15 protein-coding genes are annotated in these 14,291 nt (G+C 57.9%); 12 read left to right on the plus strand and 3 right to left on the minus strand.

The genetic code is table 11. The annotated features are described in order from the left end of the window. Nucleotides 1-2 precede the first annotated feature (2 nt). From AB1555_02590 to AB1555_02620, 7 genes are all read left to right on the plus strand, one after another. On the plus strand, nt 3-1,628 hold the full coding sequence (locus tag AB1555_02590; GenBank protein ID MEW6245579.1) for a radical SAM protein: 1,626 nt from the start codon (nt 3-5) through the stop codon (nt 1,626-1,628). 271 nt (nt 1,629-1,899) lie between these two features. Next, nucleotides 1,900-3,996 carry a universal stress protein gene (locus AB1555_02595; GenBank protein ID MEW6245580.1) on the plus strand — a complete coding sequence of 699 codons (2,097 nt, stop codon included), beginning with the start codon at nt 1,900-1,902 and terminating at the stop codon, nt 3,994-3,996. 100 nt (nt 3,997-4,096) lie between these two features. Then, the gene (locus tag AB1555_02600) at nt 4,097-5,485 is read left to right on the plus strand and encodes a radical SAM protein (protein MEW6245581.1); all 1,389 of its coding nucleotides are present in this window, start codon (nt 4,097-4,099) and stop codon (nt 5,483-5,485) included. A gap of 97 nt (nt 5,486-5,582) precedes the next feature. Then, nucleotides 5,583-6,107 carry a hypothetical protein gene (locus AB1555_02605; protein ID MEW6245582.1) on the plus strand — a complete coding sequence of 175 codons (525 nt, stop codon included), beginning with the start codon at nt 5,583-5,585 and terminating at the stop codon, nt 6,105-6,107. A 90-nt stretch (nt 6,108-6,197) separates the two neighbouring features. Next, nucleotides 6,198-6,527 (plus strand): Uma2 family endonuclease, encoded by a 330-nt coding sequence (locus tag AB1555_02610; GenBank protein MEW6245583.1) that lies wholly within the window; start codon nt 6,198-6,200, stop codon nt 6,525-6,527. Between the two features lie 70 nt (nt 6,528-6,597). Next, nucleotides 6,598-6,963 (plus strand): Uma2 family endonuclease, encoded by a 366-nt coding sequence (locus tag AB1555_02615; protein MEW6245584.1) that lies wholly within the window; start codon nt 6,598-6,600, stop codon nt 6,961-6,963. Between the two features lie 411 nt (nt 6,964-7,374). After that, entirely contained in the window at nt 7,375-7,548 is a 174-nt protein-coding gene (locus AB1555_02620) for a hypothetical protein (protein ID MEW6245585.1), read from the plus strand. Between the two features lie 243 nt (nt 7,549-7,791). Here AB1555_02620 and AB1555_02625 read toward each other — a convergent pair whose 3' ends face one another. Further along, nucleotides 7,792-8,139 (minus strand): hypothetical protein, encoded by a 348-nt coding sequence (locus AB1555_02625; GenBank protein ID MEW6245586.1) that lies wholly within the window; start codon nt 8,137-8,139, stop codon nt 7,792-7,794. 157 nt (nt 8,140-8,296) lie between these two features. Between AB1555_02625 and AB1555_02630 the strand changes: the two genes are divergently transcribed. After that, a complete protein-coding gene (locus AB1555_02630) occupies nt 8,297-8,542 on the plus strand; it encodes a hypothetical protein (GenBank protein MEW6245587.1) in 246 nt (81 codons plus the stop codon). An 893-nt stretch (nt 8,543-9,435) separates the two neighbouring features. Here AB1555_02630 and AB1555_02635 read toward each other — a convergent pair. Further along, entirely contained in the window at nt 9,436-9,762 is a 327-nt protein-coding gene (locus AB1555_02635; GenBank protein ID MEW6245588.1) for a type II toxin-antitoxin system PemK/MazF family toxin, read from the minus strand. A 214-nt stretch (nt 9,763-9,976) separates the two neighbouring features. After that, nucleotides 9,977-10,240: a hypothetical protein gene (locus AB1555_02640; GenBank protein MEW6245589.1), complete on the minus strand. Its 264-nt coding sequence runs from the start codon at nt 10,238-10,240 to the stop codon at nt 9,977-9,979. A 531-nt stretch (nt 10,241-10,771) separates the two neighbouring features. Here AB1555_02640 and AB1555_02645 point away from each other — a divergent pair. The 4 genes from AB1555_02645 to AB1555_02660 all read left to right on the plus strand — a co-directional run bounded on the left by AB1555_02645 (nt 10,772) and on the right by AB1555_02660 (nt 14,263). Continuing rightward, entirely contained in the window at nt 10,772-11,410 is a 639-nt protein-coding gene (locus AB1555_02645; GenBank protein MEW6245590.1) for a hypothetical protein, read from the plus strand. Between the two features lie 173 nt (nt 11,411-11,583). After that, nucleotides 11,584-12,672: a hypothetical protein gene (locus AB1555_02650; GenBank protein ID MEW6245591.1), complete on the plus strand. Its 1,089-nt coding sequence runs from the start codon at nt 11,584-11,586 to the stop codon at nt 12,670-12,672. A 22-nt stretch (nt 12,673-12,694) separates the two neighbouring features. Then, nucleotides 12,695-13,264 (plus strand): hypothetical protein, encoded by a 570-nt coding sequence (locus AB1555_02655; GenBank protein ID MEW6245592.1) that lies wholly within the window; start codon nt 12,695-12,697, stop codon nt 13,262-13,264. A gap of 126 nt (nt 13,265-13,390) precedes the next feature. After that, nucleotides 13,391-14,263, plus strand: coding sequence for a hypothetical protein (locus AB1555_02660; protein MEW6245593.1), 873 nt, complete (start codon nt 13,391-13,393; stop codon nt 14,261-14,263). Nucleotides 14,264-14,291 lie beyond the last annotated feature (28 nt).

Genomic DNA, 14,291 nt, shown 5'->3' on the forward strand with positions numbered 1-14,291 from the left:
GTATGAACTCCATCCTTTATATCTTTTTGCCCTGCAAGAAGGTCTATCCCATCGGGGTGACCTACCTGGCGGATTTTATCCATCGGCGGAAGCCGGAGGTGCGGCAGCGCATCCTGGACCTGTCGCTGTATCCGGAGAAAGAGCGGTCGCGCATGCTGCGCGACGCGGCGTCGGCGTTTCGGCCGGACCTCGTCTGCTTTTCCTGGCGCGACATTCAGATTTTCTCTCCCCACGAAGGCGACGCCTCGCTGGAACATGCCTTCAATTTTTATTTCGCGAGCAATCCGTTCAAGCGGATCGTGGCGTCGGTCGCGGGGCTGAAGCAGCTCTACCGGTATTACAGCCACATCCGCGCGAACCTGTCCTATCCCTGGCTGATCCGGCGGGAATTCCCGACAGCGCAGATCATGATCGGCGGCGGCGCCTTCACCGCGTTCGCCGATCAACTTATCGAAAAGCTGCCGGAAGGAACCATCGGCATTCTCGGCGAAGGCGAAGACGCGATTCTCAAGGTGGTCGAAGGGCAGCCGCTCGACGGCGAGCGCTATATCATCCGCGACGGCAAGCAGATCCTGAAGGGCGAGCAGCGCGCCCCGGCTCTGTTGGATGCGCTGACGGTCGATCTCCCCTACCTGACCTCGATCTTCCCCCAGTACGCCGAATACCTCGGCGAGGCGATCGGCGTGCAGACCAAGCGGGGCTGCCCCTACGACTGCGCCTTTTGCCTCTATCCCTATATCGAGGGCAAGCGGGTCCGCTATCGACCGCCGGAGATGGTCGTCCGGGATCTCTCCCAGCACTATCACCAGTGGGGCGCGCGCCGGTTCTGGTTCACGGACGCCCAGTTCATCACGGGCAAAGAAGCCTACCCCCAGTGCACGGAGATCCTGGAGCGGATCATCAAGGAGCAATTGGAGATCGAATGGTCCGGCTACATCCGAACGTCGCTGATCACCCCGGACCTCGCCAAGCTCATGGTCCGTTCGGGGGTCGGGGACCTGGAAGTCGCCATCACCTCCGGGTCCCAGGAGGTCCTCAACAATCTCCACATGGGCTTCAAGCTGGAACGCCTCTATGACGGCTGCCGGTACCTGGCCGAAGCCGGGTTCAAGGGCAAGGTCATCCTGAATTACTCGCTGAATTCTCCGAAAGAAACCGAGAAAACTCTGCTCCAGAGCGTCGAGTCATACAAGGTGGTGGCCTCGATCCTGGGCGAAGACCGGGTCTTCCCGCTGATGTTCTTCCTGGGAATCCAACCGAACACCGACCTGGAGCACCGGCTCTTGGAGGAGGGCTATTTGTCCGCCGGCTACAATCCCCTCATGCTCACCCCGACCAGTATCCGGAAGCTGCTGTATAACCCGGCGCCGCTCAACAAGATCATCGCCAAGGCCTGCCTGGCCGCGTGGGAAAGAAAACATGGGAGTCGCGACCCTCGAGCGTGGACCGGCTCCCTCTCCCAGACCCGGTCCCAGGCCAAGTATGCCGACGACAATCTGATCCGCGGCATCGAAGGCAACTCCGGCCGCGACGCGCTCCTGACCCTGGAAGAAATCCTCCGCTCCCGCCAATCATCTCGCTCTTCGACGCCTTCCCCTGAAAAAACGACAGCGACCTTGGCCGGTTAACTTGGTTAAATCCTCCCATCCTTCAACACACTTCTGAGCGGGTGACACTGGGCTGGGGCCCGGGCACGCGCAGCGGGGCCCCACACCGGGCGGGGTGCGAGCATGCCCGGGCTGCCCGGTGGCAGGACCCGCTCATTCGCTCAAACCTCCCTTGCAATCCCCGCAATTCCGGTGCTATCATGCCTGCTCATTTCGGCCCGGGACCATTTTTGTCTGGATTTTCTTGGGATTAGCTCCTGTCGGCCGATGGGTTCCTGAAGGAGGCGCCTCGATGTACAAGACGATCTATATCCCGGTCGACAATTCGGACCATTCCAACATGGCTGTTGACCTCGGGATTCAGCTCGCCAAAACCTTCGGCTCCAAGATCGTGGGCAGCCACGTCTATGCGGCCAAGATGCATGACAAACGGTTCAAGCAGATGGAGGCCGGCCTTCCCGAGGAATACCACGACGAAAAGGAGCTGGACCGGCAGCGGCAGATCCACGACTCCCTGATCACCCGCGGGCTCCAGATCATCACCGACTCCTACCTGGATTACGTGGACAAGAAATGCTCCGAAGCCAACCTGCCCCTGGAGCGGCGCTCACTGGAGGGACGGAACTGGAAGGTCTTGGCCGAAGATATCAATACCAACGGCTATGACCTGGTCGTCATGGGGGCGCTGGGGGTCGGAGCCGTCAAGGACAGCGTCATCGGGAGCAACACCGAACGGGTCGCCCGCCGCGTCCGTAATTCCGACATGCTCATCGTCAAGCAGACGCAGCCCATGACGGGCGGGAAGATCGTCGTGGCAGTGGACGGCAGTCCCTATTCCTTCGGCGGGCTCATGACCGGCATCGCCTTGGGCAAGGCGCTGAACAAACCGGTCGAAGCCATCTCGGCGTTCGATCCCTACTTCCACTACGCGGCCTTCCACAGCATCTCCGGGGTGCTGAACGAAGAAGCCGGCAAGGTCTTTCGCTTCAAGGAGCAGGAAAAGCTGCACGAGGAAATCATCGACAGCGGACTGGCCAAGATTTACCAGTCCCATCTGGATATCTCGCGCGAACTGGCCCAGGCCGAGCAGACCGACATCAAGACCACCCTGCTGGACGGCAAGGCTTTCGAAAAGATCATTCAATACGTCCGCAAGGAGATTCCGTGGCTCCTCATCGTCGGCCGGATCGGCGTCCACAGCGACGACGACATGGACATCGGAAGCAACACCGAGAACCTCCTGCGCAGCTCCCCCTGCAACATTCTGATCTCCAACCGCAAGCATGTGCCGCCGATCGACACCCAGGCCGAGTACACCATCGCCTGGACCGAGGAAGCCCTGCGTCGCATGGAGAAGATTCCGGTCTTCGCCCGCGGCGTGGCCAAAACGGCCATCCACCGCTATGCGATCGAGAAGGGTCACACCATTATCAGCAACACGGTCGTGGACGCCGCCGTCGGCCACATCCTGCCGAAGGGCGCCATGGAAGCGATGAAGGCGCTCGGGGCGGGGCTCGATGCGTCCGGGATCGATCGCAACAAAATGCAGGCGGACGACGAAGTGGCGAAGGACCTCATGGGCTCCACCCTGAGCGGGATGATGACCGAGATCGTGCAGGAGAAGCCGAAAGTCAGCGCGGGCACGCAGGCGTATCTGGACCGGATGAGCCAGAACTATTTCGTCTGCGACGGCTGCGGCTACATCGGCAAGGGTGACACGCCGGTCAAGTGCCCGGTCTGCGGCGCGACGGGGGATCGGTTCAAGCAGGTGGACAAGAGCATTTTCGAGGCGGCGGCCAGAGCCGAGGGCGGGCTGGAAACCGATGTGGCTTACGACGACGTGCCGATGCAATGGACCAAAGACGCGAAGGAAGCCATCCGGGCGGTACCGGCCGGGTTCCAACGTCGCCGGGCGAAGGCGAAGATCGAGAAGAGCGCGAGAAAGCTCGGCATGACCACGATCACGCTGGAGTTCGCCGCCCCCATGATCAAGGAAGCCGCGGCGGAGGACTATACCCCCATCTTCGCCAACAAAGGCACCGGCACGGCGCCGGCCGCGGAAGCCAAACTGGCGGCGGCGGAAACCCGGGAGCCCGGCCCGGCCAAGAGCGACAACGGCAATGGAAACGGCCGGACGGAGCCGGCCTCGCCGTACACCTGGACGCCCGAGGCTCAGGCCAGGCTGGAGCGGGCGCCCGAAGGCTTCATGCGCGACTGCACCCGCGCGCTGATCCAAAAACACGCCGATAAGATCGGGACGACCGTGATCACGCTTGAAGTCGCCAACGAGGGAATCGAACAGGCCAAGGGCGTCATGCAAGAAGCGATGAAGACCGGCAACCTGAAAGACATCATCGCCAACCTCACAGGCAAAACTACCTCAAGCTGAAATGAGAAATGTGGAATTGTCCGAAGAAACGTTTCAAATTTTCCATTTCGCATTCCTAATTTCTAATTGCTAATTCCTAATTCCACATTGTCCCTAACCCATGGGTAAGTCGCTGCCGATCATCAATGTCCCGCAACAGCTCGCGGGGATGCTTGGCTCGCTCGGAGAGCAGATCTCGCGGTTCGTGCCCGCTCAGGGTACATCCGACGTCCCCCGCGACGGCCGGACCGTGGACGACTTCAAGCCCTACCTCGTCGCGCTCAATCTCACCAAGCGCTGCAACCTCAAATGCGCGCACTGTTATCTCGACGCCACCACCAAAGCCGGCGGCGGCTCCGATGAGCTGACCACCGAGGAATGTTTCCGGCTCATCGACCAGATCGCCGAGGTCAACAACGGCTGCCTGCTGGTCATCACGGGAGGGGAACCGCTCACCCGTCCCGACATCCTGGACATCGCCCGGCACGCGGTGAAGCTCGGCTTCATGGTCGTCTTCGGCACCAATGGGATGCTGATCAACGACCGGATGGCCAAAGAGCTGGTCGAGATCGGCGTCATGGGCGTGGGGATCAGCATCGATTCGCTCGATCCGCTGAAACACGACAAATTCCGCGGCCTGCCCGGCGCGTGGAAAGGCGCGGTGGCGGGGATCGAAGCTTGCAAGCGGAACGGGCTCCAGTTTCAGATCCATTTCAGCACCCAGCCCATGAATTACAAAGAACTGCCGGACGTGATCGAATGGGCGCACACCCTCGGCGCCAGGGTGTTGAACGTCTTCTTCATGGTGTGCACCGGCCGCGGCGAAGAACTGACGGACATCACCCCGGCCCAGTACGAGGAAGTGCTGGGGTATCTCGTCGAATGCCAGGACAGGTACAAGGACATGCTCGTGCGGGCCCGCTGCGCGCCGCATTTCAAGCGGCTGGCGTACGAGAAGGACCCCAACTCCCCCATCACCAAGGCGACCGGCTATATGGGCGGCGGATGCCTGGCCGGCACCAACTACGCCCGCGTGACGCCGAACGGCGAGCTGACGCCTTGCCCCTACATGCCGCTCTCGGCTGGCAACGTCCGCGAGAAGAGCTTCGTCGAGCTGTGGGAGAAGTCGGACATTTTCGATTCGTTCCGGTACCCGCACCTCAAAGGCAAATGCGGCGACTGCGAATACAGCGAGATTTGCGGCGGCTGCCGCGCGCGGCCCTACGTGGACCACGGCGACTGGCTCGACGAAGACCAGTGGTGCCTCTATACGCCGAAGGGGGGCGCGAAGGTGCGCGTCGCCTTCAACACGCCGGAGGAGACGGCCGTCGAATGGGACGAAGCGGCGCAGACCAGGCTCAACCGCATTCCCTACTTCCTCCGCGCCATGGTGAAAAAGGGCGTCGAGCGCCACGCCCGGGAACAGGGCATCCCGGTCGTCACCGTCGAGCTGATGGAAGAGCTGCGCAAGAAACGGTTCGGGAACGACGCGCCCGTCTTCAAAATCTAAATGTGGAATGAGGAATTAGAAATGAGGAATAGCCGTCCGCGAGAATTTCGCGATCATTCCACATTCCTAATTCCACATTCCTAATTCTTCCACCAGAATGGACGCACTTCAAAGTCTCTTCACCGACATCAATCAGCTCATTCCCATCGTCAACCATTGGCTTCATCTTCTCTCCGCCGTCATCTGGATCGGCGGGCTGGCCTTTCTCGTCATGGCCGTGACGCCGGGCCTGCAGAAGACCGTCCCCAAGGAATACATCAAACCCATCACCGACACGTTCTATAAGCAGTACAAGAAGGTCGCCGGCGCGCTGTTGGTCGTCCTGTTGTTCACCGGCGGCATCAACCTGCACTACGTCAACCAATTGCTGCTGTCGCAGACCGGCCAGGCCGTCAATCACCACGCGAAATATCTCGCGGTCTTCTTCATCAAGCTCTTCCTCGTCCTCTGCCTCCTGACCCTCTTCCTTTACACCGTCATCTTCCAGTCCAACCCGGGCGCCGAAGCCGAGGAAGAAGACAAGGAAGAGGGCTACGAAGCGATCCCTTACCAACGGGCGGCCCTGTGGATCGGCTTCTTCATCATCCTCTGCGCCGCCGCCATGAAGCATCTGCACCAGTAAGCGGGGGACGCATCGGCCTTGCTTGCCTTGAGTTTTCGCCGGCGGCCTGATGCGCTCCCTCTCGGGCTCGCACTCTGATCCGAGGCGTCCATGTCCTCTCAAGCACGTCCGGTCAAACTCACCGTCGAAGACTACATGCTGTTGCCCGACGACGGGAAGCGCCATGAACTGATTGACGGAGACCATTACGCGACCCCTTCGCCGAATACCAAACACCAGATTACATCGTCGAACCTGCGTCGGATGTTGAGCGCTTTCGTACAGGAAAAGAAAATGGGGCGGGTCTTTACCGCTCCGTTCGACGTCATCTTGTCGGATGTCGATGTCGTCCAACCGGACCTGCTGTTCATCTCATCGGCCCGGGCTTCGATCTTGACCGAAGCCAATGCTCAAGGCGCGCCCGATCTAGCAGGTTGTTGAAAAACTATTTCGGCGCCATCGAACCGCAGGACTTCGGCAGATTACAAACAGGATCAGAATAACCAGCAGGATGTTCAAAAAGACCGTCCAGCACGGCCGCAGCGAGCGAAGAGGCGAGGCGTACTCTTCGCGGTACGTTGAGCCTCTGAGCGATTTGAGAACAAAGCTGGCGGACTTTTTCAACATCCTGCCGGTCATAGAGATCGTCTCCGACAGCACAAGGAAGGTCGATGAGATCACCAAGCGGAAGAGCGACGAACACTTCGGCGTTCAGGAATACTGGGTCGTCGACCCGGTGTTGGAGACGGTCAAAGTCTATCGGATGACCGACAAGGGCTATGCGCGGGCGGCCGAGCTGACCAACGAATCCAAGGATTGCCTCACGACGCCCCTCTTGCCCGGACTGCAACTGTCTCTGGCCGAGATCTTCGGATAACGAAGCCGGATCCCGCAGCATCTTTCCTTTAAGCCACCGGCTTTCAGCTCTCAGCTCCCCACTTCCCTTGCCCCTTGCCTCATGCCCCTCGCCCAGCCATTTTTCAGCCTGCAAGAGAAGCCGAAGGCTCACTGGGACTGTATCTATCTAGATAACCCCGGTTATTGGATTCGATACGGTTCACCGGCCCGCTAGGTCTGATCACTCACCGCCGCTGTCCCTCCCGAACGAACCCATCCTTTTGCAAAATCAACGCATTCTTACCCGACGGCAAAATGTCAGGCTTTTGCTGACGCGATGGCACGGTGGTTGCTCAATCCCAAGTGAGTGAGTCGGCGAGAAGATAAGAGCTGACAGCTATTCGCTACCCGCTATGAGCTGCCAGTTCGTCAAACCAGGAGGGACACCACCATGGACATCGCGTGGGGAATCGCAATGGCAGGGTTCTCGTTGTTCGGGATGCTGGCGGTCTGGATCGCGGTCGAAACAATGGAGGACGGCACCTCCGAGACCGCCTCGATGCAGAGACCCCAGGCTCCGGCAGGCATCGCCGAGCGACCGGTCGAACTCAAGAAAGCGGCATAACGTGGAGTCCCTCCGGCGGGGCGCGGAGCCGGCCGATTGCTCGTCGGTTGCAGGCAGACAGCCGCGAGCCCAAGAGAGATCTCTGGACCTGTGCCCATCCAGAGCGACACGACCGCCTCAACGCTCACGCCATCGGGCCGCGACCCTCCCATCACGAGGGCCGCGGCCCACTCTCTTCTGGGGAGATGAAAGCGAATAGCAACCCTCTCCCCCATGTGGGAGAGGGTCAAGGTGGGGAGGGGACTACTCCCGCTCAGAACGAACGGACGCTTCGCACGCAGGGCCGACGCACGAACCGTCCCCGCGAGTCAACACCGGCTCGCCGGCGGGACCGATCAGAATCCGAGAAGTCTCCGTGGATGAGAGACCGTTTGAGGCCGCCAAGGGGCGCCCGTTTCGCAGCCATAGCCGACCCTCCGGGTCCTTCGAAAGCGACAGCCGGTCGCCATAGAAGAAGGTGGCCTCCGGCAGGACGGTCAGGAGCACGCCGCTCGGCTCGGCAGGCGGCGAGGCCGTGTCCGACAGGGCGGTGCATCCCGACGCGAAAGCGACGATCAACAAAACGAGCAAGAACAGAGGGTTACGCCACATACGGATCCTCCTGAAAATGGGTGCTGGTCTCCTATCGGTTCAACTGTCGGGAGACGAAAGAGGGAGCCACGTAAGTAAGTGTAGCAGGCGGTAAAAAATGCGCCGGCAGAAGGAACCGGGAGGGAAACCAAGAGGCCAGGGGAAGAGCGAGGGCAGGGTGAGGAGAGAAACGGCGGGGAGAGCCGACGCCGACGACAGCAGGCCGGTCCAGCCGGTACCCACGAAGCTGACCGGGAAGGCCAAGAGGGAGATTCTCAAGGCGCTGAACGCGGACACCCTCCCTCCGCCGGACGTCATTCACCTGCTGTTGTACCGGAAGACCGGAGGGACAACGGGGACCGCCGTCCCTTCTGCCCAAGAGAAAGCAGATCGTCTGTCTGGTCTGCCTGGTTCGAGCAAGTAGCTCACAGGCCGAGGCGGCGAGAGACCTCATCGAGTGGCAGGAACCGATCCTCTTTGAGGGACTTGGTCAGCAAGACGCTGGAAGTCATCGTACCCCAGGATGACAGCCGTGGGACGCCGCTTTTTCTTCATCACGCGTTTGGTGGAGAAAAAGGATTTGAGACCCGGTTTGGCTCTGGGCTGCTTCATGCGGCGTGACGTCTCTTGAGTCCGTCAGGGAGCGCGAGATGACAATGTCGGGCACCTTTTGTTGCACGCTACCGGTGATGGCGGTGCGTTCGCCAATAGGTTATGGAGGCCCCGATCACGGCAACGATGGCAAGGATGAAGAGATTCCATTCAAACGGAGTCATGGTCATTGCCTCCATCAAGCCAGAAGGCCCAGAAAAAAAGCCCGCAGGTGAAGGCACGGCCACTGTAACACAGGTTGAGGAAGAAACGCGAAAAGCGACCCGGTTTATCCGCTACCGGCTATTCGCTATTCGCTCTGAGCTTTCCCTTCTCCCCTCGGCGGGCGAGGGAAGGCCTCTCTCTTTCCCCTCGCTCCGGGGACCCGTTGCTCTTCAGATGCAATGGGGCAAAGCAACGGGTGATGGAGAGAAAAGGATCTTCATTCATTGAGCCCTCTCCCCTGGAGGGAGAGGGGAAGGGTGAGGGGGAATCCGGTCCTCCCGAACCTGCGGCTGATAGCTGATGGCTCTTGCACCATGCCCAGCGCGGCACCAGAGAACCAGCAACGCGTGGGTCGATGTGAATCATTCAAGCGCGGCGAGACGAGTGCGAGAGAACCGAGGCGGGATGCGGAAAGGCGGAACGCGGGTTGCGGGAAGCGGGCAAATCAATGCCGCACTCTGCCACAGCACGCCGGCGAAAACAAGACCGAGCGCGGGTTGTCTACTGCAACCCCAGAACTCGCTGAATACCGGCTTCGATGTATTCCCAGGATTGAGCAGGAAGAACCCCGATGTGTTTCTTCAATCGCGACTTATGAATAGGCCCCAGCGACTCGCACTTAGCATAGCTGGTCGTTCGCAAGCCGGTGACCTCCGGTTGATCCGGAAGCGGGATGCGGAGCGGACCAGGTTGCGAGGTAATAGGAATCACCAGCACATCGGGACAGAGATCGTTGATGGCATTGATACTGACCACGAGCGCAGGTCTGGGTTTGGGATGGCTTAGGAGCTCGACCGTCCAGATGTCCCCGCGGTTGATTCGTTCCATTGATCCTGCTCCATCGTGCGGAGCCACGCCTCGTGTTCCTCACGGGCCGAAGGAGAGTCGCGATGCCGGGCCAACGCTCGGCGAAGATTCAGGTCCTCTGAAACAGTCTGGAATCGCCGCAAGATCTTTTCCAGTTTCTCTGAGCGAGAACGCCCGGGGAGCGAGTCCAGAAATCGAACCAGCGGCCGGTCGACCGTCACCGACAGTTTCTCTTTCATACAACACCTCCATCGGGAGGATTCACGGTAGGATACCGTATAGGATATGTGAGGAGATTGTCAAGGGCGAAGCCGTTGGGACAGGACACACCAATGCTCCTCGCCACTCTCGCAAGAGAGGAAATGTCTATCTCTCTTCTCCTCCTCGCCTCTGTGGGAGAGGAAAAGGTCTTCATTTTTCGGTCCCTTTCCTCTCGTGGGAGAGGGCAGATCTCTATTTCATCTTCATCCCTCGCCACCATTGAGGGAAGGGTCTTCATTTCTTGAGCCCTCTCCCTTTGTGGGAGAGGAAAAGGTCTTCATTTCAAGTGACCCTCTCCCCTGGAGGGAGAGGGGGAGGGTGAGGGGGAATCCGGTCCTCCCGAACCTGCGGCTGATAGCTGATAACTCTCTTGCTATGCCCAACGCGGCACCAGAACGCGTGGGTCGATGTGAATCATTCAAGCGCGGCGAGACGAGTGCGAGAGAACCGAGGCGGGATGCGGAAAGGCGGAACGCGGGTTGCGGGAAGCGGGCAAATCAACGCCGCACTCTGCCACAGCGCGCCGGCGAAAACAAGACCGAATCGCCATTCGGCCCTGACATATACCCCTAAAGTGGTATTGCTAAAAATCTTACAGAAGCCTAGCTAAGGGGCGTCCGGCGGGAGGAGTTGGGTCATCGTCGCGATCCTGACAAAGGGAATCGCACTGAGAGGAGCCGCAAAGCGGTTAGCATGTATGGCTCATCACGCTTCCCGAAAGAGTCACCGTCCTCATCTTGATCCTCTTCCATCGGCTTCCGAAGCAGAGATGGAAAATACTGCCGGGGCAAAGGTCCTCTCCCCCGCCCATGAGCCTCAGCCGAAATTCGCCGTAACCGTAAACCGAACGAACACATTTCTTTTCACGGCGTGTCTCTTTCTGGCCGGAGCAGACTCCGGATGCAGTTTTCTCCAATGGCCTGCGGAAGAAGAGAAGCTAGATGCTAACCAGGCCTATTGGTTTCACTACGAAGCGTCCAGGCGCGGCGGCTTTCTCGTCATGGCCGACAATAGTACGAGCGGGCCGAAAGTAAAGATGTGCGCGGAACCCCCGCCGGATGTAGCCCTGTCAAGAACGGCCGACCTCGTGGCGAAAGTCGCATACCAGGGAGCATCCGGAGAACTTCAGGGCAAGCTTGCGGAACAACTGGCTCAGCTCGCGGGACGATCGGAAAACGTTCTCATCCTGCGTGAATCTCTGTTTCGACTCTGTGAGTTGTCCATAAATTCCGGCCTGAGCCCTCAAGAGCTTCAGAACCTCTACACAACGGTAATAAATGCGATAGTAGCTCTCACGACAACTGAGGCCACTCGAGCACGCACGGAGCTGAGCAAGGCGCAGACCGAACGCATGATGATTTTTCAGACACTTCCCGAACAATACAAGCAACAATTTGCTCCACCGTAGAAGGTTGCAAACCTTTTGCTGGTGGCAGGAGTTACGCTCTGCAGAAATCGCTCCTGCCTGGAAAATACAAGACAATTATGCAGCCTCGAATAAACAAGGAAATTGATCTCTCTGGCAGCACATTAACGCCAATGCCTCTCACCTTTCAACATAGGCCAAGAACCCCATCGCTTGTGCTTCTCTACATTATTGTTTTGCTGCTGCCGTTCAGTTTCTTCGGTTTCGACTGGTTGTTCAAATGGCCTGATTTGTTTCCGTTCGGCGGGGATATCGTCAGTTTTTACAATACCTGTAATTGTTCAGGTGCGGAAAAGGGGCTCCTGGTCGACGGACAGCGGAACGATGGCCCTTCATTGAACGATGCAATCTACAGGACTACATCTGGCTCAGGCCTTCGGGTTGGCAATTTCATCGCCCCCCCACCCACCCCCGCATTGGGAGAGATTATTGCCTTTGCTGAAGGACACCCTCCGGCGCTCCTTGCACCCCAATCAAGTGATCCGTTTTGGACCTCATCCACAGATAGGAAGAAGATTGTGTTCGAATGCCCCTACCACCTCCCTGTACATGTTTGGATTATTGTGCAGCCTACATTTCCACCTGAAGAATATAAGCGGAGAACTCTGCAAATTTGGGAAAGCGAATACCAGGGAATCGATTTCCTATACTTTAAAACTGATGACCGAACTGATCGAACAACACATCCAGTCGACAACATTGCAATCAACAGTTTTCGATGCGACGGTGCAGCCAATTATGTCAGCGATCTGACAACTGTTGGGTACGACCAAACTGCGTTGAATATTTACTTTGTTAGTGCGGTCATCGATGAAGGGGGTGGTGGCTATCAAACATCAAACGGTATTTGGTGCTATGCACCGGAGGGCTCTCCGAAAAAAGTGATCGTCATGGGGAGAGAGACTGACCCTGGCCTCCTGGCACACGAAATCGGTCACACCTTGGGTCTCGACCATGTCGAGACTGATGCCTTACGGGACAAGTTCAACGGTGAGAACGTCATGCATTCGTACCCTCCGCCTGAGCAGTCTAGGCAATATTTGACGGAAGGGCAGACTTTCCGGGCAGTGTTCGCCCATTTCTCAGCGATCAATCCAAATGTCCTGCCCAATATTCGCTCTGGGCCCATGCGAAATTGCGGGAATGACCTGGTGGATCCCACACGAGATTGGACGTGCCCACCATTGAATTGGAGGATTTGGGCTGATGGAGAGGCGTTTCCTCCCAGCGATGCAACACCGTAAGCGTTAACCGAGGAACGGTCTCATGACAATCAGGACACCGGCTCTCCTGCTTTTTGCCGTGTCACTCATAGGAATCGTGCTGCAGGGAACCCATTCTCTTGCGCAGCACGCGGGAACTTCCCAAGGAGCAACGGCACCAAGCGCGCTACAGCGATATCTGGATATGGACTGCGGCGTAAGAACAGAAGAGGGAAAATCGGCCATCAAAGAGGTCTTAGCGTTTCAGACTGATCTGCTCCCAGAGTTCATTAGAATTCTTTCACAAGGTCCCGACAAGCAAACTATCGAGAATTTAGCGCAACGTTTAGAACGCGAGTGGGCAGAGCGTGAAGAGTTCATAAAAAAGAATCCAAGAAATGTGCTCACGACAGAAGACCTGGCTGCACTACATGCCCTCACAAAAAAAGAATACTTCGAGCGTCATCGTAGACGGCTAGACCGCAAGTATCGAGAAAAAGCGGCCTTTGCGTTGGCGGCCTTCGGTTCTGCTCAGGCCCGCCAAGCCCTGGAAGCGGCGAGGAAAGCGACCGAGGACACCGAACTAAAAAGAATCTTCAACGCTGCGCTCGAACTTATGGGACAGGCTCAGTAGAAAGGAGCGCTCTTACGACTTCTTGAAGGGCGATGCATGAAGCATCTTTCCCAAATTCCTACAAGCTGCGGTGGGCATGGCCCGGACAATTCGAGGTCCGGGCACAACCAACGAGGAGGTATCACAATGAAGCCACGGCTGCTCATTCTTCTGGCACTCGTTTTAACGTGTTCGCCCGGTATAGCTCTGTCTCAAATGCCACCAGCAGCCAGCACGATCAAGGCTGATGTCAATGGAACGCTGAAATCCAACAGCGACCAGCAGTGGCATGTCGAGCTCGCTCCGCAGAACGATACAGGCATCTACTACCCTCCAGGATGTACCGTAAATAGCACCTGTCAGTTTCTTATTAAGCGTGCCACCGGCTGTGCTGATGGTCGCGTTCAAGTCACGGATTCCGGCTCCGATGATCTCCTGGAGTTCAAGTGTCTCATTATTAAAGGCGATAAGGCCAACTTGACGGCTGTGATCCCCTTTTGGACAGAACACGTGTCCGGTCCGGATTCGCCCGCTAATTACGAGGTGCGAATGGAAGGGAAGTTTATCCGGGGAATAGGCGCGGCTAAGGATGACTGGATACGGTTCACAGGCTTTCTCCAATATCCGCCGGCCCAATCTCCTTCGGATGGAATATATGGCACTTGGCTACAACTGGGAGAATTGTACTACTCCGTGCCGGGCACGAGCTTGAGCTATGCTGACTTCAGTCAGATGACAAGCCACCAGCCGTCGAATCTTACTGGGAACCGAATTCTTAAGGGATATTTGGAATTCTATATGAAGAATAGAAATGACGAACTCAGATTACCTGTCGGCTTAAAAGTCCTTGGCGCCTCGCAGGGCGGAGGAAACGGTGGGCCTGTTGGCCCCGTAGACCCGAAGGCTTTAAAGGATCTTTTGGAGGGAATCAAAAATTCCCTAAGAGCAGAGGCGTTAAGAGAACTTCTGAAAGAACTCAACTTGCCTCCGGTTCCGCCCAAACCACAGAATCCACAGTAAAGTGGCGAGATGGATGAGCGTCTTCAGA

It is taken from the genome of Nitrospirota bacterium (assembly GCA_040755395.1).
GTDB lineage: Bacteria > Nitrospirota > Nitrospiria > Nitrospirales > Nitrospiraceae > DATLZU01.